This is a genomic window from Streptomyces sp. BL1, assembly GCF_057628045.1.
In genome coordinates this window covers 7,710,676-7,733,618 of sequence record NZ_JBXYWZ010000002.1, presented here as the reverse complement: position 1 = coordinate 7,733,618, position 22,943 = coordinate 7,710,676, and the positions used below count along the sequence as shown (strand labels likewise).

Here is a 22,943-nt window from a genome sequence, read left to right as displayed (position 1 = left end):
CCCGCACGACTTGGCCTACTGCCGCAGATGGTCGCGCAGGGTACGGGCCACCTGGGCCATGAGGGCCTCGGCGCCCGGCTGGGTGCTCGCGGGTACGCGTGACGCGGTGAGGACGGCGATCGCGTACATCTGGCCGTCGGCGTGTTCGACGACACCGGCCTCGTGCCGGAGGTTGAGCAGGGTGCCCGTCTTGGAGGACCAAGTCGAGGCGTCGGAGCTGAAGTCGGGGGCGAGGCGGTGCCGCATCAGGTTGTTCCCCATCAGCTCCCGTACGCGGGCCGCGACCGCGGGGTGGATGTCCGAAGGCGTCCACAGGGCCTGCAGGAGGTCGGCGTACGCGCGCGCCGTTCCGGAGTTGGCGCGGCTCACGTCGAGTTGGGCGAGCGGATGGCCGCGGCCCCCGGTACCGGCGTCGATGGCGAGGGCATGGGCGAGGTGGACGTCCGCGGTGTCGAACCGTTCCGCGGGCGTGTCGGTCAACTCGCTCATGGTGTGCCGGACATGGAGCCCCGCGAGGCCCAACTCGCGGAGGACGGCGGCCACCTGGCCGGGCGGGGTGAGCTCGAAGAGGGCGTCGGCTGCGATGCCGTCACTGATCGAGGTACTGAGGTAGAGCAGATCGTCGACGGCGATCCGCGCGGGGTGGCGGAACCGGCTCATCCCGGTGGGCCCGGGCGTGGTGATCCGTCCGGGCTGCACGGTGACGGCCTCCGCCCCGTCGAGTTCGCCGCGCCGGATCCGCTCCAGGGTGGCGAGCGCGAGCGGGACCTTGACGAGGGAAGCGACGGGGAGTTCCGCGTCCGGGTCGATGCCGATCTCGTCGCCGGTGTGCAGATCCCGTACGAGGAAGGACCCGTCGAGCCCGCCGTCGCGCAGCGACTGCCGCAGCTCGTACAGGAGTTGTTCCGTGCTCACCGTTCCCTCTTCCGCTCGACTGCCCTCTCGGACTTCCGTTCCGCGTCCGCTTCCGTCTCCGCTCCGAGGCAGTCCGCGAGGTCGTCGCCCAGGCGTGCCCGGAGGCGTTCGGGGTCCCCGTCCGCGGTCGCGGCGACGGCGAATCCGCGGGCGAAGTCGCTCTCGCCGACGGGCCGCCAGTGGAAGCCGAGCTCCTCGGCCTGCGGCGGCGAGCACAGCAACAGGTCGCCGGAGCACATGACTTCGGCGGCCGCCGCCGTGAGGCTGGGTTCGACGACGAGCTGCGCGGGCCGCAGCCCGACGGCGTCGCACAGCCGCCGCATCCGGTCCCGAACGTGGGGTACGTCGTCCTCCGGCTGAATCCGGATCCGGCGCGGCGGCGAGGTGTCGGTGCGCCCCACGCGCAGGGTCTCCACATGTATGCGGGCCGCGCGGGGCTTGCGGCTGCCGGCGAGGCCGAGCGGCACCGTCCATACCGCCTCGTCGGGCGGCACCGCGACCAGTGCGGCGCGTACCTCCTGGGAGTGGACGAGCTCGGCCCGTTCCGCCGGAGCGGCGGCCCGCGGTTCGAGCGAGAGTCCGTGTCCGCGGCCTGCCGCGACGAGCCGGGCGAGGGCGGCAGCGGAGCAGGTGTCGGGCACGGCGAGCCGCAGGGGCTTGCGCTTGGCCGTCCCCGCCTCGCGTTCCAGCGCGTCGGCCTGCAGTACGAGCCGCCGCGCGAACGGCAGCATGTCCTGCCCGAACGGGGTGAGCGTCGCCCTCCGCGAGGTGCGCTCGAACAGCTGCTCCCCGAAGTGCTTCTCCAGCGCTGCCACCCGACGGCTCGCGACCGACTGGGACATCCGCGCCGCGGCCGCCCCGACAGTGAAGCTCCCGCGTTCGCTGACATTCACGAACGCTCGGCACGCCGCGACCACATCCATGCACCTCACCGTATGCCAGATCGGCATCGAACCGCGCATTCGCGTCTTGGACCGCATCGCTCCGGCCCGGCACCGTTGCTGCCGTACCGGGCGCGCACCGCGTGTGCGCCCGGCAGGACCCGCAGCCCCTGCGCCGGCGCGCGCAGCACAGCACCGGAGGTTCGGACCATGCAGCACCCCCTTGCCCGCCGCATCGCGCTGGGCGCGCTGGGCACCCTCGCGCTCGTACCGCTCACCGCCTGCGGCCCGGCCGACACCTCCGCCTCCCCCGCTGCCGCGTCCTCCCCCGCAGAGAAGACCGCCTCCTCCTCGGCTGGGCAGGAGGCGACAGCCGCCCGCTTCGCGAAGCTGGAGCGGAAGTACGACGCGCGGCTCGGCGTCCACGCCGTCGACACCGGTACGGGGCGCGAGCTCGGCCACCGCGCGGACGACCGGTTCGCGTACACCTCCACGTACAAGGCCCTCGCGGCGGGCGCCGTCCTGCGGAAGTACGACGACAAGGGTCTCGACAAGGTCGTCCGCTACCAGCGCAGCGACCTGCGTCCCCATTCGCCGGTGACCGGCAAGCATGTCGGGAGCGGTATGAGTCTGCGCGCCCTGTGCGACGCCGCCGTCCGCTACAGCGACAACACCGCGGGCAATCTGCTCTTCGACGCCCTCGGCGGGCCCAAGGGGCTCGACCGTACGCTGGAGCAACTCGGCGACCACACCACACACATGAACCGGTACGAGACCGAACTCAACGAGGCGGCACGCGGAGACACCCGCGACACGAGCACGCCCCGCGTGCTCGCCCAGGACCTCCGCGCCTTCACCCACGGCAAGGCCCTCGACGAGGACGACCGCCGGCTCCTCACCGAGTGGATGCGGACGAACACCACCGGCGCGAGCCTCATCAAGGCGGGTGTTCCCGGCAGTTGGAGCGTGGGCGACAAGAGCGGCGCCGGCGGCTACGGCACCCGCAACGACATCGCGGTCGTACGGCCCCCGCACGGCGCGCCCATCATCATGGCGGTCCTCTCCGACCGGGACGGCAAGGACGCCGAGTACGACGACGCGCTCATCGCCGACGCCGCCTCCGTCGTGGCGGACAGCCTGTCGTAAGCCCGTGAGGCCTCAACTGGCATGCCAAATGAGGCTGGTAGTCGCCGTTCAGTGAGGTCTCCACAGGGCAGACAGGAGGACGATGGGATCAGCCCGAGTCATCGTCTCCCCAGACCTCGGAGCGGTGTGTGATGTCTCTGCCTACCCCCTCCCGCCCGGCTGCCCTGGTGGTCCATTGGACGACCCGCCCGCTGGGTGTACGACTGACCGGTGTCCTCGACGACACCACCGAGGCACTGCTGGAAAAGTGCCTCCGCGAACTGTCGGCCCGCCATCCCGGCCGGGTGATCCATGTCGACCTCACGGCAATGGCCTCGGTGACCCTGGTGTCCGCCGCGCTGCTGGTGACCGTGGCGAACCGGTCCCGTGAAAACGGCGGTGAGCTGCGTGTGCACCTGTCCCCCGACCTGGAGCGCCTGTGCGGGATGACCGCGCAGGAGCAATCCCCCGCACAGCCCCGGCAGGCACCGCCGGGCCGCTGAGCCGGCCCGGCGGTGCCGGTACCTGAACGAGCCGCCCGCTCCAATACCCGGCAGCCCTCTGCCCGTTCACCCACGCTCAGTACAGGGCGAGGATGGCGACCAGTGGGGCGGCGAAGAGCAGCGGGGCGATGATGTTGTGCCAGGCGCGGGCGCGGATCACCGTCACCTCGGCTCCCGCGAAGTACACGAGCAGCGCGATCGCCGCGGCCACGCCCAGCGGTTCGAAGACCAGCCCCACGAGCAGGCCTGCCGCGCCCGCCGCCTTCGCCGAACCCAGCCAGGGCACCCAGGAGTCGGGCACTCCGTACGAGGCGCGGATGTCCATGGCCCACTTCGCCCGCATCAGCCACGCCGTCGCCGAGAACGTCACCATGGCGGCGGCGATCAATGTCATCACAGTCCCGGCTGTCGACATCTCCGGCACCCCTTCCGCTCGTTCCGGGGCCCGTCCGCAGGGCCCGCACCGCTACGACGCGGCGGCCCGGCCGGAATGTGACATGGCTTCGTGCGTACGGGCCCCGGAACGGGGGCGGCAGCGGCGGAGACTGAGGCGACGGCGTACGAACTGCCGTCGCCTCAGCCCCCGTTGACCGGAGCAGGTATCCGTCAGGTCGGGGTCTCGCCCGTGCGGATCGGGCGGCGGTCGCGTTGGCGCTGGAGGGACTGGAAGTCCTTGCAGTAGGCCTCGTTGCGGCCGGGAGCCCCGTCCTTGCCCGGGCGGACGACGCGGTTGGCGTAGAGGCTGTTGAGCATCCACGGCTGCTTGTCGGGGCCGATGTTCCGCACCATGGCGTCGGCCTGCACGATGCCGTACGTGGCGACCGCGAGCTTGCCCGTGTCGCGGAACGCCTGTACCTGGTCGCGCAGATAGTGCTTGTTCCTGTTGAACCACGGGCTCATGGCGAGGAAGTCGTTCCACTTCTGCTGCGGGAAGGGGTTGTCGACGGCTTCCTTGAGCAGCTGCCACACCTGCGTCTTGGGCGGCATGTCGTACTGCTCGGCGAACTTGGCGGGGATCCTGTCCTGCAGGTGCTCACGCCAGTTGAGGACGAGGGAGAACTCCGTCGCGAGGAACTTCTGGTCGGGGCGGAGGTGCGGGAGCACGTAGTCCAGGTACTTCTTCGCGGCGGCGATGGAGACGACGTGCGGGTGGATGTCGACGCCTTCGATCTGCCGCGTCTTGTGGACGAACTCCAGCCAGCGGCGGGTGGCCGGCGTGCGCTTCGCGGGCCGGTCCAGGTGGTTGAGGGCGCCCATGTAGAGGCGGGTCCTGCAGCGCTCGGCGAACTTCTTCTTCCGGTACGCGATGACGTGCCGGGCCACGTGCTCGTAGAAGGTGTTGATGGCGGCGCTGTCCCGGTCGGCGGGCCTGGTCTCCAGGAAGGGCTCGTTGCCGACGACCAGGATGTCGACCTTGCCCAGCGCGGCGTCCAGCACCTTGTCCACGCGCGCGAGTTCGGCCTTCATGCCGGGGCTGCCGGCCTTGGGGAGCGCCTTGTCCTGGTAGGGGAACTTCAGCGAGAGGATCGTCCCGTAGCCCTTCTCGCTCGCGCTGAGCAGAGTGGAGACGGCGGCCTGCTTCTCCGGGGCCTCCTTGCCGGCCTCGGGCATCGGGATGAAGCCACGTACCCAGCCCGCGGAGACGCCCTCCAGGTGGGAGAAGCGCATGTCGCTGGGGTCCTCGTTGAAGTTGGCGCCCAGCACGCCGCTCGGCGCCGAGGAGCCGCCGCCCCCGCCGGAAGCCGACATCGCGGCGGTGTCCGCACCGGCCTTCTCGCCCTTCTCCGCGCTGCACCCGGCGGTGAGGAGAGCGGCACCGGAGGCGCCGAGCAGCAGTCTCCGCGAAATCCCCTTCGTACCCTCGGAGTTGACTGTCCCCGGTATGCGCGGACGCTGCATCGGCTCCTCCTTCTCGGTCCCCGACGGTGAGCCGCCCGCGGGGTTCCCCGTACGGTGGCGGCTCGTTCCGTCGTGACGGTGCGTGCCCCTTCGCCGCCCGGCCGGGGTCCCATGGCCCGGGCCGTACGGTGCGGGACGGAACGCGGAGGTGCTCCGCAACCGGTCCCGCGCTCGCGGTCCATGAGGGGCCGCACACGTGATCGTCTTCGGTCGCACGCAGTCGATCACGAACACTCAAACCCGCTCAACATCTCTGTTCACTTGTGACACTGCGGTGACGCCCCCGGCACAGCCCGGACGATTTGCCACGCCGTACGCCAACGGGCCCGGCGAACTCCTCGTCCACCGGGCCACGTTGGGAATGCCGCAAGCCGCAGGCTCAGTCCGCGCTGAGGTCCGCGGTGTTGCGCGCCCCCGACGCATTGCGGGACCCAGCGGTGCCACCGGACTCCGGCTCCGCAGCGGTCTCCGCCGTCGCGCCCGCGTCCGCAGCCGGAACGGCAGGCGTACCGGCCGAAGCGCGGCGCCACAGCGGGGGGAGGTTGCGGGTCGCGAGGTAGACGAGGGCCGCGACGGCGAAGCCGACGTAGTACGAGACTTCGCCCCACTCGGGGTGGGCCTTGGCGATGGGGCCCGTGTAGAGGGTGGAGTTCCAGAAGGGCACCGAGCAGAGCGTGCCGGCGACCCAGGCGATAAAGCCCCATTCGAGGACGCGGCCGGTGTCGAAGAGTTCGGGGATGCGGGAGCGGTCCTTGCGCGGGCCCGCGTAGTAGTCCATGAGCAGCACCGCGATGTAGGGCGCGATGAAGTACGCGGTGAGGTTGAGGAACACCTCGAAGGACGTGTAGATGCCGTCCTCCGCCCACAGGCTGACCCCGAACGCGGCCACGCAGATCAGCGTGACGCAGGTGCTGCGCTTCAGCGGGATGCCGAGGGTCTGGAGCGAGATGGCCCCGCCGTACACGTTGAGGAAGTTCTGCGAGAAGGAGGACAGGAGGATGGCGAGCATCGCCGGGACCGCCCAGGGTCCGGTGAGTTCCTTCAGCGCGGTGATGGGGTCGCTGGAGTCGGAGGCGCCGGCGAGGATCGCGCCGGTGATGCCGAGCCAGGACAGGGTGAGGAAGTTGCCGAGCGCGGTGAGGATTCCGGCGTTGCGGCTGACGCTGCGGCTGGAGGGCAGGTAGCGCGAGTAGTCGGAGGCGAAGGGCAGCCAGGCGATGAGGAAGGCGAGGAAGTGGCCGCCGAGGGTGACCCAGCCGCCGGTCGGGCTCGAGTAGTCCGCGGCGTGCGGGTCGGCTTCGAGGACGGAGCTGCCGCGCTGCAGGGCCACGATGGTGACCAGCAGGAAGAGCCCGAAGAGTACGAAGGTCAGGATCCGCTGCAGGTAGTGGATCATGTTGTAGCCGAAGACGGCCACGGTCAGCTGGAGGCCGGCGAGGACCACGGCGGAGACCCAGAAGGGGATGCCGAGGAGTACGCCGAGCGCCTTGCCGCCGAGGATGATGGTGACGGCGGCCCAGCCGACTCCGGCGAAGACGTTGATGTAGGCGACGGGCAGCAGGTTCCCGACGAAGCCGAGGGGTCCGCGGGCCTGCATCTGCTGGGGTACGCCCAGGTGCACGCCCATGCGGGACATGACGCCCATGGCGACGGCGCCCACGAGCGCGCCGACGACGATCGCCCACACCGCCGAGGTCAGGGACAGGCCGAGGGAGGCGGCGCTGAAGCCGAGCAGCATGATCGGGAAATTGAGGCCCGCGGCGAACCAGATGAAGAACTGGGAGCTGGCCTTGCCGTGCCGTTCCACGTCGGGGATGTGGTCGATGCCGTACGGCTCGATCTGGGCGATGTTGTCGCGGTAGCCCTGATCGGGTGGCTGGGCAGCCTGGCTGGGGGACGCGTTGTCCATGAGGGGTACTCCTTGGAGTCATGTTGCATGCGTGTTGCATGCCAGTAAGGGGAGGGAAGCATGGGGAGCGGGCCGTGGGGCGACCGGCGCGCGGCGGCAGGGGGAAGCCATTTCCGGACGTTCGCGGTGGACAGCCCGCCAGGGCGCGCCAATGTGTCTTGACGCCTGAGTGAGGGGTATCTAGCTTTGTGCCATGCCAGATACAAGACCTGACGCGGGGTCTACCTTTCGTAAGCAGCCGCTGAAAGGCACCAGTGTTCGCAGCCGTGTGGTGAGTGAACTGCGCGGGCGGATCATCTCCGGTGAACTGGCACCGGGGGCCAGCCTGTCAGAGATCGTGTTGTCCGAGGCATTCGGGGTGAGCCGCACGCCGATCCGGGAGGCGCTCAAGCAGCTCCAGACCGAGGGGCTGGTCGTCATCCGGCCCCGGGTGGGCACCTTCGTCTCGGCGCCCTCGCGGCGGGAGATCACCGAGCTGTTCCAGATGAAGGAGCTGCTGGAGGGCGCCGCCGCCCGGCTGCTGGCGCAGCGCGGCCGGGTGCCGGAGCTCCAGGAGCTGGAGGACAACCTGGCCCGTGCCGACGCGGCCGTGGCGTCCGGCGATCAGGAGCAGTACGCCGAACTGGTCCACGAATTCCACGACTTGGTGATGCGCGGCGCCGACAACGCGAAGCTCGCCGACCACTACCGGACGCTGATGAACCAGCTCGCCTACCACCGGCTCGTGCACACCTCCCTCTCGCAGCCGGGCCGTCCGACCCGTTCCGAGTCCGAGCACCACCACGTGCTGGAGCTGGTGCGGGCCAAGGACGGCGACGGTGCGGAGCGGGTGATGCGCGAGCACGTCCGGGCCAGCCACCGTGCACTGATGGAGAGCCTGGACCGGCCGGCGGCCACTGAGGACGACTGAGCACCCGCGCGTACGGTGGCCGCGTTCGACGCTGCCGTTTTCGGAGACTGCCACGTACGGGGCTGCCACGTTCGGGGCCGGGGCCGTACGCGGCGGCCGGTGGTGCGCGTGCGGCATGCTGCCTCCCGTTCACGAGCGCAGGACGAAGGGGTCGTCGGCGGGGCCCTCGCCCGTGTCGATCCACACACTCTTGAGGCGGGTGTACTCGTCCATGGCCTCGGTGCCGTGCTCGATGCCCATGCCGCTGGACTTGAAGCCGGAGCGCGGAGACATGGGCGACATGGAGCGGTAGGTGTTCACCCACACCGTGCCGGCGTCGAGCCGGGAGGCGACGCGGTGCGCGCGGGCCAGGTCGCGGGTCCACACGCCGGCGGCGAGCCCGTACTCGGTGTCGTTGGCCAGGCCGACCAGTTCGTCCTCGGTGTCGAAGGGCATGACGGCCACGACGGGGCCGAAGATCTCCTCCTGGCACAGGCGCATGCTGTTGGCGGCGTCGACGAAGACGGTCGGCCGGTAGTAGAAGCCGCCGTCCAGCCCGGCATCCGTAGCCGGGCGCGCACCGCCGGCGGCGAGGCGGGCGCCGTCGTCCAGACCGAGTTTGACGTACGCCTCGACGCGGTCGCGCTGTTGCTCGATGGCGAGTGGGCCGAGCTGCGTGGTGGGCTCCAGCGGGTCGCCGAGGCGGATCTCCCCGGCCCGCGCGGAGACGCATTCGACGACCTCGTCGTAGACGGCGTGCTGGGCGAAGACGCGGCTGCCGGCCACGCAGGTCTGGCCCGCGGCGGCGAACACGCCGGCGACGATGCCCGTGGACGCGTTGGTCACGTCCGCGTCGTCGAAGACGATGTTCGGGGATTTGCCGCCCAACTCCAGGGTGGTGCGCACGAATCGGGAGGCGCAGCTGCTCGCGATGCGCGAGCCGGTGGCCGTACTGCCGGTGAAGGACACCTTCGCGACCCGCGGATGCTCGACGAGGGGCGTACCGGCCTCGTCGCCGTAGCCGGTGACGACGTTGACGACGCCGGGCGGGAATCCCGCCTTCTCGAAGAGCGGGGCGAGCTGGAGGAGGGACGCGGAGGTGTGCTCGGAGGGTTTGACGACGACCGTGTTGCCTGCCGCCAGCGCCGGCGCGATCTTGGTGGCGGTCAGCAGCAGCGGCGAGTTCCACGGGGTGATCGCGACGACGACGCCCAGCGGCTCGCGCACGGTGTAGTTGAGGACTTCCCTGCGGGACGCGGGGATGGTCTGGCCGTGCGGCTTGTCGGCCAGCCCCGCGTAGTAGTGGAAGTACTCGGGCAGGCTGGCGAGTTGGGCGCGCATCTCGGTGAGCAGCTTGCCATTGTCGAGGGTTTCGGTGCGGGCCAGTTCCTCGCCGTGTTCGCCGATCAGCTCGGCCAGCCGGCGCAGCAGCGCTGCGCGCCGGGGCTGCGGCATGTCCCGCCAGGCCGGATTCTCGAACGCGGCCTGTGCGGCGTCGACGGCGCGCCGCGCGTCGGTGGCGTCGCCGCGTGCCGTCTCGTACCAGACGGCCCCTGTGGCGGGGTTGGTGCTGGGCAGGTACGCGCCGCTGGCGGGCGGCACCCAGGCGCCGTCGATGTAGTGGTCATGGCGTGCCGGCCGTGGTGCGGTCACGGTCCACCTCCGCGGTGTGTCGGATGATCCCGTCCGTGAGAGGTCCGGGGGCTTCGAGGGGAAGAAGATGGCGCGCGCCGGGGACGACGGAGTGCCGCGCCCCGGGGATCGCGCCGGCCAGCCGTCGCGTCATCTCGGGCGTGGACCCGGGGTCGTCGCTTCCGGTGACCGCGAGGGTGGGTACGTTCAACTCCCGGAGCTGCGGCCACAGTTCGGCGTCGGCGCGGGCGAAGACGGCGTAGCAGGCCAGGTACGAGGCGCGGTCCTGGCCCAGGAGGGTGGCCCGTACGGAGGCGGCCAACTCCGGCTCCTCGTCCCGCCATTGAGCCGAGAACCAGCGGTCGAGTGCCGCGTCCGCGGAGGCGGCGAAGTCCTCCCGAGCCGCCTCCAGCCGTCCCTCGACCTTGCGGGTCTCCTGCTCGCTCCGCCGGGCGACCGAGCTGACGAGGGTCAGCGAGGCCACCGCGTCCGGCCGCAGCAGCGCGGCTCGGGTGGCGACCAGCGCGCCGAGCGAGAAACCGACCAGGTGGGCGCGGCCCAGCTCTTCCGTGCTGTCGAGGATGTCGCGGGCCAGGTCCGTCAGCGTGACGCCGTCCGGCGCGGGCGGTGAGGCGCCGTGGCCGCGCAGGTCCACGGCGCGCGTACGGTGCCGGGCTGCGAGCGCGGGGCGGCAGCGGTCCCACATGCGCCGGTCGAGGCCGACGCCGTGCAGCAGCACCAGTGGGGTGCCCGCGCCCTCGTCGTCATGGGCGAGGCCCTGCTCACGGGCAAGGCTCTGCTCACGGGCGAGGCCCTGCTCATCAGGAGAGCGCCCCGCTCCCCCGCCGCCTCTGTCCCGGCCTGCCGTGCTCACTGCTCGCTCTTCAGTGGCGCGAGGCGGGCCTGCGGCCGGCCCTGTGCCGCGGCGGCCAGCGCGATGACGATCTCGCCGGCGCGGGGCGCGTCGGGCAGCCGGATCTCCACGCTCTGGTGGTGGGAGCGGACGGTGGCGTCGGTGATGTGCTTCAGCGGAATGTCGAAGACGGTCCCGGCACCGGCCACTTTCTCCAGCGCCGGCAGCAGCGTGGTGGCAGAGGCGGCCTCCCGGAAGTGGTCGCCGAACTTGAGCGTGTGGATCAGGCCCGAGCCGTGCTCGACCTCCCCGTCCAGCCCGACGACGGCGGCCTTGCCGTACGCCTCCACCGGCGAGCCCAGCGCCTTCACGGTCAACGGCGCGAGCAGGGCGCCCAGTTGGGGTGCGATCTCGTCGATGCCGGGCGCCAGGTCCCGTACGAAGCCCTGCCCGGCCCACGGGTTCTCGATGACGGCGGCCACGACGGCCGTACGTGCGGGAGGCGAGACGGCTTCCCCGCCCTCGGTGTGGATCTCATCCAGCAGGGTCACGGTCTTGCGGAGCTTCATCGCTGTCCTTCCAGGCTGTTCAGGGTGACGACGGGATCGGTGAGCCGGTCGCCGATACGGGCGTTGGGGCGCGGTCCCGTGGACGCGGCCGCGGTGATGACGAGTTCGTCGGGGCGCGGCCCGTCCGGTACGCGGATCTGGGTTGAGGTGTAGTGCGAGCGGGTGGCGGCCTCGGTCTTGTGCCACATGGGCACGGTCACGGTGGTGCCGGCCGCGGCCCGCTCCTCGCTGAAGGCGATGATCGAGGTGCCGTCGAGGAGTTCGCGCAGCACGTTCCCGAAGTACGGGGTGTGGATGAGCGCGTCACCGTGCTCGGCCTCCCCGTCCAGGCCCACCAGCGCGGCCTTGCCGAAGGAGGCGACGGCCTCGGAACCGCCCAGCATGGCGGTCAGCCGGTCGGCGATCTCGCGCGCCAGGACGGGCGCCAACTCCTCGACCTCGGGCTGGAGATCGGGCACGATGCCGCGCCCGGCCCACGGGTTGCGTACGGCGACGGCCACCGCGCCACGCCGTACGGGACGGGCCACGGGGGTGCCCAGTTCGCTGGTCAGCTCCTCGCAGGAGGAGACGATCCGCCGGATCGCGGTCACGGACGGTCCCCCTCGCCGGAGAAGCGCGGCAGCACCTTCTCGGAGAACAGCTCCAGGCTGCGCATGGCGTGCTTGTGCGGCAGCCCGGGGTGGGTGGTCCACAGCATCAGGTGCTCCAGGCCCACTTCGTCCCGCAGTTCCTCGATCTTCCCGGCGACGTGCTCGGGGGTGCCCACGAGGAGGTTGCGGTCGTTCAGGAAGTCGAAGCTCAACTCGTGCTGCGGGCCCAGCTCTTCGCCGTCCTCCATCATGTTGCCGAGGCCCCGCCAGTGCGTCACCCACCGGTACGTCTGCAGCAGGGCGTGCTCGAACTCGGCGCGGGCCTGCTCCATGGTGTCGGCTACGTACACGTCCCGTACGAGCGCCAGGCCCTCGCCCGGCGCGTACGGGCGGCCCGAAGCCTCCGAGGCCGTACGCCGGTACAGGTCGAAGCGCTTCTTGAGCTCGGAGACCGGTGGCATCCAGAAGATGCCCTGCATGCCCTGCCGGGCCGAGGACTCGATGGACCGCGGCGAGTCGACGACCTGCCACAGCGGCGGGTGCGGGCTCTGGTACGGCGCGGGGACGACCTTCAGCTTGTCGATGACGCCGTCGCGCGTGAACTCGTCCGTGGCCGGCGAGAGCGGATGGTTCCACTGCACATCGGGCGCCGGGAAGTCGTGGAAGCGGCCGTGGTGTTCGAAGAACTCCCCGGACCACGCCTTGCGCAGGACCTCCATCGTCTCCTCGAACAGCGCCCGGTTCTGCTCCGGATCGCGCGGGTCGGCCTGCGGGTTGAGGTTCATCGCCTCGCGCCCGTACAGACCGCGGCCGACGCCCACCTCCACCCGTCCGCCCGAGAGCTGGTCGAGCAGTGCCAGGTCCTCGGCGAGGCGCAGCGGATGCCAGAAGGTCACGATGTTCGCCGCCTGGCCGATGCGCAGCCGCTCCGTACGGGCGGCGATGTCGGCGCCCATCAGCACCGGGTTCGGGGTGAGTTCCTGCCCCTCGTGCCCGAAGTGGTGCTCGGTGTACCAGGCCGACCAGAAGCCCGCCTGCTCCGCGGCCACGGCGTACTCGCGGGCCTCCCGCATCAGGCGGTGATAGTCGCCCAGCCTCCCCGGGGCACCGAGCGCGTGAAAGATCGAGAACCGCATGAATCCTGCACCTCATCCACCAGCCGAGAACGTCTCTTGCATGCAAGAAGAAACATAGGGAGGGCTTCTTCGGAGCGTCAAGAGGTGCGACAGAGAACGTTCTTGGACGCCGAAAACCCCACGTTATAGCGGTGTTGGGGCGACGGGAGGCCGGTCGCGCCGCATCGGCGGAGCGCAAACCATTGACATGCAAAGGCCGTTGTTCATAGCTTCCTGCCACACAACAGTCTCTCCGTTGTCACGAGAGAGGGAGCTCATGAGCACCGACATCGAGAGCCGCATCGAAGCGGCCTGGACGGCAGCCTGGAACCAGGGCGAAACGGACGCGCTGGACGGGCTTCTCGCCCCCGGTTACATACGCCGCGGCCGCAGCACGCAGACCCTCGCCGACCTCAAGTCCGGGATAGCCGCCTGCCGTTCGGGCCTGCCCGACCTCGTCACCACCATCGACGACTGCGTGGTGGGCTACGGCCGCATCGCCACCCGCTGGCACAGCACCGGCACCCACACCGGCACCCTCCTGGACGTACCGCCGACTGGCAGGCGCCTGACGGTCTCCGGCGCGACTTTCTCCCACATCGAGAACGGGATGATCACCGAGGAGTGGGTCACCTGGGACCCGCGGCAGATGCTCCAGGCCCTCGGGATCATCACGCTGCACAGCGCGTTCGACGAGAACGGCGCGTACGACGAGCACAGCCGCAAGGAGGCGACCCCCGCATGACCGCCCCGACCCCGACGGCCGCAGCACAGACCGACAGCGCGGTGGCGGCCCCGACCGTGCCCGAGGAACACATCAAGGGCGTGCACCGGAAGTTCGTCACCGGCGTCACCATCGTCACCGCCATGGACGGCGACCGGCCGCGCGGGCTCGCGGTCAACGCCTTCTCCAGCATCTCCGTGACCCCGCCGCTGGTGATGGTGTGCGTGCAGCGCACCTCCTCCACCTACGAACCGCTCTTCCGCGCCGGCCACATGGGCATCAGCATCCTCGCCTCCGACCAGCTGCCCGTGGCCTCGGTGTTCGCCACGAAACGCGAGGACAAGTTCGCCGACCTGCGCTGGACTCCGGCGGGCAACGGCTCGCCGCTCATCGACCACAGTGCGGCGGCGCTGGAGGCACGTATCGAGGAACGGCTGCAGACCGCGACCCACACCATCTTCGTGGGCCGCGTCGTCGAGGCCACCCACTCCGAACGCCCGCCGCTCATCTACAGCGCCGGCGGCTTCTACGACGGAGCCCGCCTCACCGACGCGCCCTCCTGACGCTGCCCGTGCTCACCTCCCGGTCATGGGCGGGGTGTTGACGGCACCTCAGGCGGACGGTGCATTACTACTCTCGGGGCGGTGAGGACGGGCGGGGAACCGCGGAACTCGACGGCCGTACGGACCGCAGATGCCGTGGCGGCGGGCTTCCCCGGCGCATGCGCACCGCCAGCCATGCGGCCAGGTCCTCGGCATGTGCGGCCTCGGTGAGGGGCCCGAACGAGAACGCGGCCCCGAGCGGCGTACGGTCCCGTGCGCAGGGCTGGACGACCACGCGGACTCCCTCACGCGATACGCGGTTCCCCTCGTGGTGCGGGCAGTGCAGGTGCCCGGCCAGGCAGCCCGTACTGATCAGCACGCCGTGAGTGGACTGCCGCACGGCGGCCCGCAGGGGCTCCACGACGCTGTCCCCGGCCTCACCGCAGCCGCCCTGCGCACGGCACATCGCCGCGGTGAAGCCCTCGGGAACCGGCCGGCCGCGGCGCGCACGCCCGCTCATGCGTGCCCCGTTCCGGTGAGGATGCGGACCCCCAGATCCGCCACCGACGCCTCACGGAGATGGGCGGCGAACCGCGTCCGTACCCGATCGACTGCCGCCGGGGTCAGCCCGTCCAGCAGGGCGCGCGTGCCGCTGCCCACCGCCAAGCCCCATGCGCTCTCGGGCGTCAGCGGAACGTCGAGCTCGCCGCGTACGACGCCGACGTCGGTGAGGCCGAGCCCCTCCAACCAGGCGGTCAGCTTCTCGCGGGTCTCGATCCGCGCCCTTTGGGACAGCGACGGGGAGTCGGGCCACTCGCGCTCCGCCTCGATCGCCCTCTTGAACGCCGTCCCCCAGCCGTCGAGCGCACCCTTCTCCCATACGGTCACCGCCAGGCGCCCGCCGGGACCCACCGCGCGTGCGGCCGGCAGCGCCGAGGCCCCGGCCCCGCAGCAGGCATCCAGCACACGCTCCCCGGCAACGGGCGCGGCGGCGGCCGACGCGGCCTCCCCCACCGGAGCCCACAGCAGCGGCGACCACCGGTGGAACTCCTCGGCACCCGTACTGAACACCTCACCAATACCGGCCTGTTGCACAGCCATGACGCGAACCGCCCTCCCCTGTCGACGCCCGGGAACTCACCGTACATGAAAACGGTTGTCGTTAAGATCGATCGCGGTCGCCGCCGCGGTCTTGTCGCGCTCCCGTGGCGTGCGTGGCGCTGCGCCCCGTGGCGGCGTTGGCGTGGCCGGCGGAGTGGGCGATCGTCGCCGTCCGGTGGGACTGCGGGGCCGTCTTCCTGCTGCGGCTGCCGCGGATCCGGGCGGGGGCCGACGCGGAGGACCGGCTGCTGAGCGCGCTCGCGGTACGGGCCGGCACCGGCAACGGCTGAGCCGCCCTGTTCCACCGGAAGCACGCGGGATTCCGCGCACACATGTGCCGTGTGTGCGCCATGTGTTGACGCGTACCTGTGGCATCTCTAGCTTTCTGTTCGAAGTTCCGGTCTGTGTACGGTATTTCGAACGCAACGGCAGACCGGAGTGTCCCCCGCACGGTCCGAACGACTTCAGGGAGCTCCATGCCCCGCAGACGCGGAAGACCCTTAGTTTTCCTCGGCGCCCTCCTCGCCGGCGCGCTGCTCGTGCCGCCCGCAGGAGCCGCGGTCCCGCCCGCCGGCACGACGGCGGAACCCGACTACGAGATCAAGGCCGACCCCGCCCGCAGCGGCCCCGAGATCAACGACCGGATGTACGGCGTCTTCTACGAGGACATCAACCACGCGGCGGACGGCGGCCTCTACGCCGAGCGCGTCCAGAACCGGTCCTTCGAGTTCGACCGCGCCGACAACGCCGCCTACACCCCCATGACCGCCTGGAGCGAGACCGCGGCCGGCGGCGGCAAGGGCACCGCCGAAGTCGTCGGCGACGGACAGCGCCTCAACGAGCGCAACCGGCACTATCTGAAGCTCACCCTGCCCGCGGGGCAGAGCGCCGGCGCCCGCTACGGCGTCGTCAACTCCGGCTACAAGACCGGCATCGCGGTGGAGAAGGGCGCCCGGCACGACGTCTCCGTCTGGGCCCGCACCGACAACGCCGACCGTACGCCGCTGAACGTCGCGCTACGGGACGACAAGGGCGCGCTGAGCTCCCCGCTCGAGGTCGCCGTGCGGGGCGACCGCTGGACGAAGTACACCGGCACGCTCACCGCCCAACGCGCCTCCAAGGGCGGGCAGTTGGCGGTCACCGCGGGCGGCAGCGGCACCGTACGGCTGGACGAGGTGTCCCTGTTCCCGCGCGACACTTTCAAGGGCCGGCCGAACGGGCTGCGGAAGGATCTCGCCGAGAAGGTCGCCGCGCTGAACCCCGGGTTCGTCCGCTTCCCCGGCGGCTGCCTCGTCAACACCGGCAGCCACAAGGCGTACGACGAGTCGTCGGGCTGGGAGCGCCGCCGCTCCTACCAGTGGAAGGACACCGTCGGCCCGGTCGAACAGCGCGCCGTGAACGCCAACTTCTGGGGCTACAACCAGTCGTACGGCCTGGGCTACTACGAGTACTTCCAGTTCGCCGAGGACATCGGCGCGATGCCGCTGCCGGTCGTTCCCGCGCTGGTCACCGGCTGTGGTGAGAACAAGGCCACCGACGACCCCGCGCTGCTGAAGCGGCACATCCAGGACACGCTCGACCTCATCGAGTTCGCCAACGGGCCCGTCACCTCCAAGTGGGGCAAACTGCGGGCGCAGATGGGGCACCCGAAGCCGTTCAAGCTCACGCATCTTGCCGTCGGCAACGAGGAGAACCTCCCCGACGAGTTCTTCGAGCGCTTCACCGCGTTCCGGAAGGCGATCGAGGAGAAGCACCCGGAGATCACTCTCATCAGCAACTCGGGCCCGGGCTCCGAGGGTTCGACGTTCGACCGGCTGTGGGAGCACAACCGGAAGTCCGCGGTGCCGATGGTCGACGAGCACTACTACAACAGCCCCGAGTGGTTCCTGCAGCACAACCAGCGCTACGACTCCTACGACCGGGCAGGGCCGAAGGTCTTCCTCGGCGAGTACGCCTCCAAGGACAACAAGTTCCGCAACTCCCTCGCCGAGGCCGCCTACATGACAGGGCTGGAGCGGAACGCCGACGTCGTACGGATGGCCTCCTACGCGCCGCTGCTGGCGCACACGGACAAGCCGCAGTGGAGCCCCGACATGATCTGGTTCGACAACTCCACGTCGTGGGGCTCGACGAGTTACGAGACGCAGAAGCTCTTCATGAACAACGTCGGTGACCGGGTCGTACCGAGCACCGCGACCGGCACCCCGGCCGTCTCCGGGCCCATCACCGGCGCCGTCGGCCTGTCGACGTGGGCGACGAGTGCCGCCTACGACGACGTGAAGGTCACCGGAGCGGACGGCAAGGAACTGCTCGCCGACGACTTCTCCGGCGGCGACGGACAGTGGAAGAAGGCGGCGGGGCGCGGCAGTTGGCAGGTGGAGGACGGTGCGTACGTGCAGTCCGACACGGCCGCCGAGGACACCCTCGTCACCGCGGGCGACACCGGCTGGAAGAACTACGACCTGTCCGTGAAGGCCACCAAGCGGGCCGGCAAGGAGGGCTTCCTGGTCGCCTTCGGCGTCAAGGGAACCGGCAACCACTACTGGTGGAACCTCGGCGGCTGGGGCAACACCCGCTCCGCGGTGGAGAAGACCTCCGACGGCGCGAAGCAGACGATGCGGGAGAAGGACACCACCATCGAGTCCGGCCGCCAGTACGACCTCCGCGTCCAGGTGCGCGACCGGCAGGTCACGCTCTACGTCGACGGCAAGAAGTGGGACAGCTTCACCGACGACAAGCCCGCCGAGCCCTTCCGTCAGGTCGTCACCCGTGACGACAAGACGGGTGAGCTCATCGTCAAGGTCGTCAACGCGCAGGACAAGGCGGCCGATACGAAGGTCGACCTGGGCAAGGGCACGTCCCCGGCACGCAAGGCCCGGGTGACCACGCTGCAGGGAGCGGCGGACGCGGAGAACACCGCGACCCAACGCCCCGTCGCGCCACGGCAGTCGGTCTTCGACGGTGTGGCGGACACCTTCCGCTACACCTTCCCGGCCAACTCGGTCACCTTCCTGCGGGTCAAGACCCGCTGATCCCCCGGGCACACCGGCCGGGGCCCCTCTCGTACGGACCCCGGCCGGTGTGCTCACCCCACGGGCGCCGCGGTGCGCGCGGTGCCGCGGAAGCCCATGCCGCGGGAGATCGCCAACGCGGTGGCCCGCACGACCTGTTCGTACGCCTGCGGCCTGGCGACGGCCGCGGGCACGACGATCGACACCGCGGCGACCGTACGCCCCGCATGGTCGCGGACGGGGACCGCGACGGAGGAGACGGGAGCGGGGCGCTGCCGCTCGAAGACCACCGCGCCCGTACGGTGCAGCCCCGCGAGCCGCTGCCGGATCCGGTGCTCCTCTGCACCCGAACCGAGCTGCGCGAACTGCCCGTCCCGCACCTCCGGTTCGGCCGTCGACAGCAGCACCAGACCGACGCCGGTCTCCAGCAGCGGCATCCGGCCGCCCACCCGGTAGGCGATCTCCACCGCACCGTGTGCGGAGAGCCGCTCGACGAGCAGAGCCTCGGCCCCGTCCCGTACGGCGAACAGCACATGCTGGCGGGTGACCTCGTGCAGATCCTCCAGATACGGCAGGGCCACTTCCCGCAGCCCGTGGCTGCGGGGCGCCAGCGAAGCGAGCTCGAACAGCCGCAACCCCACGACGTACCGGCCCTGTTCGTCCCGCTCCAGAGCGCCCCAGTCACTCAGGCGCGCGGCGAGACGGGAGACCGTACTGCGCGGCATGCCGACCCGGCGGCTCAACTCCGCCAGCCCCAGCGCACGGTGCTCCGCACTGAACGCCGCCAGCAGGGCCAACGCCCGGTCCACCACTGGCGCACCACTCTTGGGCCGCTTCCCCCGCCGCGGGACCACCTCGTCCGACTCCATCCCCCGAGTGTGATCCACCGTTCCGTCCAATGGAACTGCCGGTGACGGTGGGGCTTCCGGTTCGCATGCTGAGGACAACCCTGCCCGCCCCGGAACACAGCGCGGGCACCGCGCGACGAGAGGCAGCGATGACCGGAGAAGCAACTGCTGACATGAAGTCCGGACGGTGGTCCCGGCGCGGCCTGCTGGGAGCGGCCGCCGGCACGGCCGCCGCCGGGGCGATGACCGCGTGCACGCACCAGTCCGCCTCGGGCAGCGCCCACGGCTCCCGGACGCCGGCCGAACCGACCACGCTGTCCGGCGACATCGACGGCTTCCGCACCCGGCTCGTCCTGCTGGGCACCGCGGCGGGCCCCGTGTACACACCCGGCAGGGCGGGGATCTCCAGCGTTCTCGTGGTGGGCGACCGGTATTACGTCGTGGACGCAGGACTGGGCGCGGCCCGCAGGCTCGGGCAGAGCGGCTTCTCCCCCGCGGAGCTGGGAGCGGTCTTCGTCACCCACCTCCACTCCGACCATCTCTTCGACCTGTTCAACCTGCTCTGGATGACGCCCGGCAAGTTCCGCGGCCCGGTTCCCGTCCACGGTCCGGGCTCGGCGGGCGGGCTGCCGGACCCTTACGGAGGCAAGCCCGTACCCGTCGCGGAGAAACAGCACCCGACCCCGGGCACGTCCGGCATGTTCGCCGGGCTCATGTCCGGCTACGCCTACGACATGAACATCCGTAACGCGGAGGCCGGTTCGCACCTCGACTATCAGCGGCTGTTCGACGCGCACGACGTGGACCCGCCCGACAGCATCAAGGCCTCCCCCACCCGGACAGCGCCGGACATGAAGCCCTTCCCCGTCTTCGAGGACTCCCGCGTACGAGTCACCGCCGTGCTGGTGCCCCACGGCCCGGTCTTCCCCTCGTACGCCTTCCGCTTCGACACCGACGAGGGCGCGGTGACGTTCTCCGGGGACACCGCGTTCAGCGACAACGTGTCCCGGCTCGCCGACGGTTGCGACATCCTGGTGCACGAAGTGGTCGACCTGGACTGGTTCTCCAAGAACGCGGACTCCGGGAGCGGATTCGGGCCGGGTTTCATCGACCACATGAAGGCGGCGCACACCACCCCGCAGGACGTCGGCCGCGTCGCCACAACCGCCGGCGTGAAGCAGGTCGTGCTCAGCCACATCGCGCCGGGCGACCCGCGCGCGGTCACGGACGACCAGTGGCGCAAGAAGGCCGCGACGACCTACAAGGGCAAAGTGACCCCCGGCCACGACCTCACCGGCTTCGGCGTGAGGCGCAGGTCCTGAACCGGGCGGGGCTGACCGCCTTCCGGGCGTTCAGCCCCTCGCGTCCGGGTCTGTGACGTCGTCCTGGACGCAGGCGTCCAGGAGCCCCGGGAAGCGGCTGTCGAGGTCGTCGCTGCGCAACGTGTTCATACGCGAAGTGCCCACGTAGTACTGGCGGATGATGCCGGCTTCGCGCAGGACGTTGAAGTGGTGGGTCGCGGTCGAGCGGGCCACGGGCAGGTCGAACTTCCCACAGCTGATGTCCTCCCCGGCGCGGTGGAGCTGTGCCGTGATGCTGCGGCGTACGGGGTCGACGAGCGCCTCCAGAACCGTCTGGAGCGTGATCTCTTCCGGTTCCGGGTGCTCGGGCGCCCGGGCATCGCTCTGGGGCACCGGGGTCACCTCCTTCGGGAGTCGTGGACGGCCACACGCCATGATACTTCCACCCTCATCAAACGTCGACGCGCATCGAAGTTTGACAGTCATCGTAATAAGGGTTCTAGTGGAAAAGGCGGGAGGCCACACCGGCCCCGGACCCCGCACCCCCACATCACGACAGGCCCTCTGCCCCTGTCCGCCCGGCAGACGGCCGCACCACTCCACGTAAGGAACCACCATGCGCGCTTGGCAGATCGAGGACTTCGGCCTGGAGAACCTCAAGCTCAACGAGATCCCCACGCCGGAGCCCGGCCCGGGCGAGATCCTGGTCAAGGTGTCCGCGGTCTCGATGAACTACCGGGACAAGGCGATCGTCGACGGGATCTACGAGGCCGAGAAGATCCGCAAGGGCCTCATTCCGGTCAACGACGCGGTCGGCACGATCGTGCAGACCGGCCCCGGCGTCACCCGCTGGCAGACCGGCGACCGCGTCCTCTCGCACTTCTACTCGCGCTGGCTCGACGGCGCCCCCGGCCGCAACGAGCAGGACTTCAGCCGCGGCGGCCCGCTCGACGGCGGCCTCGCCGAATACATGATCCTGGAGGCCGACAGCGCGGTCGCCGCCCCCGCGAACTTCACCGACGAGCAGGCCTCCACCCTGCCCATCGCCGCACTCACCGCCTGGTTCTCCCTCGTCGAGCAAGGAAAGCTGCAGGCCGGCCGGAGCGTCCTGGTGCAGGGCACCGGTGGGGTGTCCGTCTTCGCCATCCAGCTCGCCTCCGCCCTCGGCGCCCGCGTGATCGCGACCTCCAGCAGCGACGAGAAGCTCCGGCGCGCCGCCGAGCTCGGCGCCACCGACCTGATCAACTACCGCACCCACCCGGACTGGCACGAGAAGGTCCGCGAGCTCACCGGCGGACTGGGCGTCGACCAGGCGCTGGAGGTCGTCGGCGGGGAGAACCTGAACAAGACCGTCCACGCCACCAAGGCCGGCGGGCACATCTCGCTGATCGGCTTTCTCAGCGGCCAGAACACGAGCCTGGACCTGATGTCCGTCATCTTCGGCCAGACCCAGATCCGCGGCATCGCCGTCGGGCACCGCCGCGCCTTCGAGGAAATGAACACCTTCCTCGAACAGCACACTGTCGAGCCGGTCATCGACTCCGTCTACGGCTTCGAGGACGCGCACGAGGCGTACCGGCACCTCGACCGCGGCGCCTTCGGAAAGATCGTCATCCGCGTCGCGGACTGACCCGCCGTCCCCCGTGTCCGTGTCCGTACGGCACCCCGCCGTACGGACACGCCACCCGCCCCAACTCGCCCCCTGCTCTGGAGAGATCCCCCGTGGCGAAGATCGTTCAGTTCGACCGGCTCGGCGGCGCCGAGGTCCTGACCCGGCCCGGTCCGGGGACATCGGCGTCCGACCACCGGCCGGACGCCGATATCACCGCGCCGGGAGTGAGCCGCGCCCGGACTCGTGCCCGCCCAACACCCGCAGCGGGCACACCGGTTACGCGGCGGCCTTCAGGCCGGCAGGACGCGCTCGATCGCCTCGGTGACGTCGGCCGAGGACGGGTCGGTCTTGGGGTGGAAGCGGGCGGCGACCGTGCCGCCGGGAGCGACGAGGAACTTCTCGAAGTTCCAGCGGATGTCGCCGCTGTGCCCCTCCGCGTCGGGTACGTCGACGAGCGCGGCGTACAGCGGGTGCCGGCCGTCGCCGTTGACGTCGGCCTTCTCCGTCATCGGGAAGGTGACGCCGTACGTCGCCGAGCAGAACTCGGCGATCTCGCCGGCGGTCCCGGGCTCCTGGCCCGCGAACTGGTTGCACGGCACGCCCAGCACGGTGAACCCGCGCCCCGCGTACTGCTTCTGGAGCTCCTCCAGCGCGGAGTACTGCGGCGTCAGCCCGCACTTGGAGGCGACGTTGACGACGAGGACGGCCTGGTCCCGGTACTGCCCGAGGTCGGCGTCCCCGCCCTGGAGGGCCCCGATCTGCGTGTCGTAGATGCTGCCGTTGCTGCTCTCTTGGGTGCTCATGCTCGCGATGCTAACGAGCACCAGTGACAACAGCCGACGCGCCCCGGCGGACCGGGCGACTCGGGGCGGACTGGGCGGCTCGGGGCGGACCGACCGCACACGTACGCGGGAGCCGGCCCGA

At 70.6% G+C, this 22,943-nt stretch carries 24 protein-coding genes; 9 read left to right on the top strand and 15 right to left on the bottom strand.

The annotated features are described in order from the left end of the window. Positions 1-15: 15 nt before the first annotated feature. A complete protein-coding gene (locus tag AC3AGO_RS34035; protein WP_487824151.1) occupies positions 16-915 on the bottom strand; it encodes a serine hydrolase in 900 nt (299 codons plus the stop codon). Next, on the bottom strand, positions 912-1,838 hold the full coding sequence (locus AC3AGO_RS34030; protein WP_487824150.1) for a LysR family transcriptional regulator: 927 nt from the start codon (positions 1,836-1,838) through the stop codon (positions 912-914). The genes AC3AGO_RS34035 and AC3AGO_RS34030 overlap by 4 nt, the downstream gene beginning before the upstream one ends. 168 nt (positions 1,839-2,006) lie before the next feature. Here AC3AGO_RS34030 and bla point away from each other — a divergent pair, with 168 nt between their 5' ends. Together bla and AC3AGO_RS34020 are read left to right on the top strand one after the other, a co-directional pair. Continuing rightward, positions 2,007-2,942, top strand: coding sequence for a class A beta-lactamase (gene bla / locus AC3AGO_RS34025; protein WP_487824149.1), 936 nt, complete (start codon positions 2,007-2,009; stop codon positions 2,940-2,942). A 167-nt stretch (positions 2,943-3,109) separates the two neighbouring features. Continuing rightward, positions 3,110-3,424: an STAS domain-containing protein gene (locus tag AC3AGO_RS34020; RefSeq protein WP_487824148.1), complete on the top strand. Its 315-nt coding sequence runs from the start codon at positions 3,110-3,112 to the stop codon at positions 3,422-3,424. 76 nt (positions 3,425-3,500) lie between these two features. On the opposite strand, the gene AC3AGO_RS34015 is transcribed toward AC3AGO_RS34020, so the two are convergent. The 3 genes from AC3AGO_RS34015 to AC3AGO_RS34005 all read right to left on the bottom strand — a co-directional run bounded on the left by AC3AGO_RS34015 (position 3,501) and on the right by AC3AGO_RS34005 (position 7,232). Further along, positions 3,501-3,839, bottom strand: a complete 339-nt coding sequence (locus tag AC3AGO_RS34015) for a DoxX family protein (protein WP_487824147.1) — start codon at positions 3,837-3,839, stop codon at positions 3,501-3,503. A 191-nt stretch (positions 3,840-4,030) separates the two neighbouring features. Next, complete coding sequence (locus tag AC3AGO_RS34010) at positions 4,031-5,323, bottom strand: hypothetical protein (protein ID WP_487824146.1); 1,293 nt, start codon at positions 5,321-5,323, stop codon at positions 4,031-4,033. Between the two features lie 379 nt (positions 5,324-5,702). Then, positions 5,703-7,232 (bottom strand): purine-cytosine permease family protein, encoded by a 1,530-nt coding sequence (locus tag AC3AGO_RS34005; protein WP_487824145.1) that lies wholly within the window; start codon positions 7,230-7,232, stop codon positions 5,703-5,705. A gap of 268 nt (positions 7,233-7,500) precedes the next feature. Between AC3AGO_RS34005 and AC3AGO_RS34000 the strand changes: the two genes are divergently transcribed. Beyond that, positions 7,501-8,142 carry a GntR family transcriptional regulator gene (locus AC3AGO_RS34000; RefSeq protein WP_487824144.1) on the top strand — a complete coding sequence of 214 codons (642 nt, stop codon included), beginning with the start codon at positions 7,501-7,503 and terminating at the stop codon, positions 8,140-8,142. 129 nt (positions 8,143-8,271) lie between these two features. On the opposite strand, the gene AC3AGO_RS33995 is transcribed toward AC3AGO_RS34000, so the two are convergent. The 5 genes from AC3AGO_RS33995 to AC3AGO_RS33975 are packed head-to-tail and all read right to left on the bottom strand — an operon-like array spanning position 8,272 to position 12,901. After that, positions 8,272-9,774 carry an aldehyde dehydrogenase gene (locus AC3AGO_RS33995; RefSeq protein ID WP_487824143.1) on the bottom strand — a complete coding sequence of 501 codons (1,503 nt, stop codon included), beginning with the start codon at positions 9,772-9,774 and terminating at the stop codon, positions 8,272-8,274. Then, positions 9,746-10,627 carry an alpha/beta fold hydrolase gene (locus tag AC3AGO_RS33990; RefSeq protein WP_487824142.1) on the bottom strand — a complete coding sequence of 294 codons (882 nt, stop codon included), beginning with the start codon at positions 10,625-10,627 and terminating at the stop codon, positions 9,746-9,748. The genes AC3AGO_RS33995 and AC3AGO_RS33990 overlap by 29 nt, the downstream gene beginning before the upstream one ends. Then, positions 10,624-11,175, bottom strand: coding sequence for an amino acid synthesis family protein (locus tag AC3AGO_RS33985; RefSeq protein WP_487824141.1), 552 nt, complete (start codon positions 11,173-11,175; stop codon positions 10,624-10,626). Before AC3AGO_RS33985 ends, AC3AGO_RS33990 begins: the two co-directional genes overlap by 4 nt. Beyond that, on the bottom strand, positions 11,172-11,765 hold the full coding sequence (locus tag AC3AGO_RS33980; RefSeq protein WP_487824140.1) for an amino acid synthesis family protein: 594 nt from the start codon (positions 11,763-11,765) through the stop codon (positions 11,172-11,174). The genes AC3AGO_RS33985 and AC3AGO_RS33980 overlap by 4 nt, the downstream gene beginning before the upstream one ends. After that, positions 11,762-12,901, bottom strand: a complete 1,140-nt coding sequence (locus AC3AGO_RS33975; protein ID WP_487824139.1) for an LLM class flavin-dependent oxidoreductase — start codon at positions 12,899-12,901, stop codon at positions 11,762-11,764. Before AC3AGO_RS33975 ends, AC3AGO_RS33980 begins: the two co-directional genes overlap by 4 nt. A gap of 256 nt (positions 12,902-13,157) precedes the next feature. Here AC3AGO_RS33975 and AC3AGO_RS33970 point away from each other — a divergent pair, with 256 nt between their 5' ends. Beyond that, positions 13,158-13,625: an ester cyclase gene (locus AC3AGO_RS33970; protein WP_487824138.1), complete on the top strand. Its 468-nt coding sequence runs from the start codon at positions 13,158-13,160 to the stop codon at positions 13,623-13,625. Next, positions 13,622-14,167: a flavin reductase family protein gene (locus tag AC3AGO_RS33965; protein ID WP_487824137.1), complete on the top strand. Its 546-nt coding sequence runs from the start codon at positions 13,622-13,624 to the stop codon at positions 14,165-14,167. Before AC3AGO_RS33970 ends, AC3AGO_RS33965 begins: the two co-directional genes overlap by 4 nt. A gap of 67 nt (positions 14,168-14,234) precedes the next feature. Here the strand turns inward: AC3AGO_RS33965 and AC3AGO_RS33960 are convergent, their stop codons facing one another. Together AC3AGO_RS33960 and AC3AGO_RS33955 are read right to left on the bottom strand one after the other, a co-directional pair. Continuing rightward, a complete protein-coding gene (locus AC3AGO_RS33960) occupies positions 14,235-14,666 on the bottom strand; it encodes a hypothetical protein (RefSeq protein WP_487824136.1) in 432 nt (143 codons plus the stop codon). Continuing rightward, positions 14,663-15,247, bottom strand: coding sequence for a class I SAM-dependent methyltransferase (locus AC3AGO_RS33955; protein ID WP_487824135.1), 585 nt, complete (start codon positions 15,245-15,247; stop codon positions 14,663-14,665). The genes AC3AGO_RS33960 and AC3AGO_RS33955 overlap by 4 nt, the downstream gene beginning before the upstream one ends. Before the next feature lie 113 nt (positions 15,248-15,360). Between AC3AGO_RS33955 and AC3AGO_RS33950 the strand changes: the two genes are divergently transcribed. Continuing rightward, the gene (locus AC3AGO_RS33950) at positions 15,361-15,537 is read left to right on the top strand and encodes a hypothetical protein (protein WP_487824134.1); all 177 of its coding nucleotides are present in this window, start codon (positions 15,361-15,363) and stop codon (positions 15,535-15,537) included. 186 nt (positions 15,538-15,723) lie between these two features. Beyond that, a complete protein-coding gene (locus AC3AGO_RS33945) occupies positions 15,724-18,279 on the top strand; it encodes an alpha-L-arabinofuranosidase C-terminal domain-containing protein (protein ID WP_487824133.1) in 2,556 nt (851 codons plus the stop codon). A 53-nt stretch (positions 18,280-18,332) separates the two neighbouring features. Here AC3AGO_RS33945 and AC3AGO_RS33940 read toward each other — a convergent pair whose 3' ends face one another. Next, the gene (locus AC3AGO_RS33940; RefSeq protein WP_487824132.1) at positions 18,333-19,127 is read right to left on the bottom strand and encodes an IclR family transcriptional regulator; all 795 of its coding nucleotides are present in this window, start codon (positions 19,125-19,127) and stop codon (positions 18,333-18,335) included. 152 nt (positions 19,128-19,279) lie between these two features. On the opposite strand from AC3AGO_RS33940, the gene AC3AGO_RS33935 reads away from it, so the two are divergent. Then, positions 19,280-20,428 (top strand): MBL fold metallo-hydrolase, encoded by a 1,149-nt coding sequence (locus AC3AGO_RS33935; RefSeq protein WP_487824131.1) that lies wholly within the window; start codon positions 19,280-19,282, stop codon positions 20,426-20,428. Positions 20,429-20,458: 30 nt separating this feature from the next. Here the strand turns inward: AC3AGO_RS33935 and AC3AGO_RS33930 are convergent, their stop codons facing one another. Continuing rightward, positions 20,459-20,842, bottom strand: coding sequence for an ArsR/SmtB family transcription factor (locus tag AC3AGO_RS33930; protein ID WP_487824130.1), 384 nt, complete (start codon positions 20,840-20,842; stop codon positions 20,459-20,461). 181 nt (positions 20,843-21,023) lie between these two features. Here AC3AGO_RS33930 and AC3AGO_RS33925 point away from each other — a divergent pair, with 181 nt between their 5' ends. Next, positions 21,024-22,037 (top strand): zinc-dependent alcohol dehydrogenase family protein, encoded by a 1,014-nt coding sequence (locus AC3AGO_RS33925; protein ID WP_487824129.1) that lies wholly within the window; start codon positions 21,024-21,026, stop codon positions 22,035-22,037. Positions 22,038-22,309: 272 nt separating this feature from the next. Here AC3AGO_RS33925 and AC3AGO_RS33920 read toward each other — a convergent pair whose 3' ends face one another. Then, positions 22,310-22,822 carry a glutathione peroxidase gene (locus AC3AGO_RS33920; protein WP_487824128.1) on the bottom strand — a complete coding sequence of 171 codons (513 nt, stop codon included), beginning with the start codon at positions 22,820-22,822 and terminating at the stop codon, positions 22,310-22,312. Between the last annotated feature and the right edge of the window lie 121 nt (positions 22,823-22,943).

Excerpts from the sequence above, each read along its gene's own strand:
- AC3AGO_RS34030 (WP_487824150.1), bottom strand. The coding sequence starts at position 1,838 with ATGGATGTGGTCGCGGCGTGCCGAGCGTTCGTGAATGTCAGCGAACGC.
- bla (WP_487824149.1), top strand. The coding sequence starts at position 2,007 with ATGCAGCACCCCCTTGCCCGCCGCATCGCGCTGGGCGCGCTGGGCACC.
- AC3AGO_RS34015 (WP_487824147.1), bottom strand. The coding sequence starts at position 3,839 with ATGTCGACAGCCGGGACTGTGATGACATTGATCGCCGCCGCCATGGTG.
- AC3AGO_RS34010 (WP_487824146.1), bottom strand. The coding sequence starts at position 5,323 with ATGCAGCGTCCGCGCATACCGGGGACAGTCAACTCCGAGGGTACGAAG.
- AC3AGO_RS34005 (WP_487824145.1), bottom strand. The coding sequence starts at position 7,232 with ATGGACAACGCGTCCCCCAGCCAGGCTGCCCAGCCACCCGATCAGGGC.
- AC3AGO_RS33985 (WP_487824141.1), bottom strand. The coding sequence starts at position 11,175 with ATGAAGCTCCGCAAGACCGTGACCCTGCTGGATGAGATCCACACCGAG.
- AC3AGO_RS33975 (WP_487824139.1), bottom strand. The coding sequence starts at position 12,901 with ATGCGGTTCTCGATCTTTCACGCGCTCGGTGCCCCGGGGAGGCTGGGC.
- AC3AGO_RS33970 (WP_487824138.1), top strand. The coding sequence starts at position 13,158 with ATGAGCACCGACATCGAGAGCCGCATCGAAGCGGCCTGGACGGCAGCC.
- AC3AGO_RS33965 (WP_487824137.1), top strand. The coding sequence starts at position 13,622 with ATGACCGCCCCGACCCCGACGGCCGCAGCACAGACCGACAGCGCGGTG.
- AC3AGO_RS33960 (WP_487824136.1), bottom strand. The coding sequence starts at position 14,666 with ATGAGCGGGCGTGCGCGCCGCGGCCGGCCGGTTCCCGAGGGCTTCACC.
- AC3AGO_RS33955 (WP_487824135.1), bottom strand. The coding sequence starts at position 15,247 with ATGGCTGTGCAACAGGCCGGTATTGGTGAGGTGTTCAGTACGGGTGCC.
- AC3AGO_RS33945 (WP_487824133.1), top strand. The coding sequence starts at position 15,724 with ATGCCCCGCAGACGCGGAAGACCCTTAGTTTTCCTCGGCGCCCTCCTC.
- AC3AGO_RS33940 (WP_487824132.1), bottom strand. The coding sequence starts at position 19,127 with ATGGAGTCGGACGAGGTGGTCCCGCGGCGGGGGAAGCGGCCCAAGAGT.
- AC3AGO_RS33935 (WP_487824131.1), top strand. The coding sequence starts at position 19,280 with ATGAAGTCCGGACGGTGGTCCCGGCGCGGCCTGCTGGGAGCGGCCGCC.
- AC3AGO_RS33930 (WP_487824130.1), bottom strand. The coding sequence starts at position 20,842 with ATGGCGTGTGGCCGTCCACGACTCCCGAAGGAGGTGACCCCGGTGCCC.
- AC3AGO_RS33925 (WP_487824129.1), top strand. The coding sequence starts at position 21,024 with ATGCGCGCTTGGCAGATCGAGGACTTCGGCCTGGAGAACCTCAAGCTC.
- AC3AGO_RS33920 (WP_487824128.1), bottom strand. The coding sequence starts at position 22,822 with ATGAGCACCCAAGAGAGCAGCAACGGCAGCATCTACGACACGCAGATC.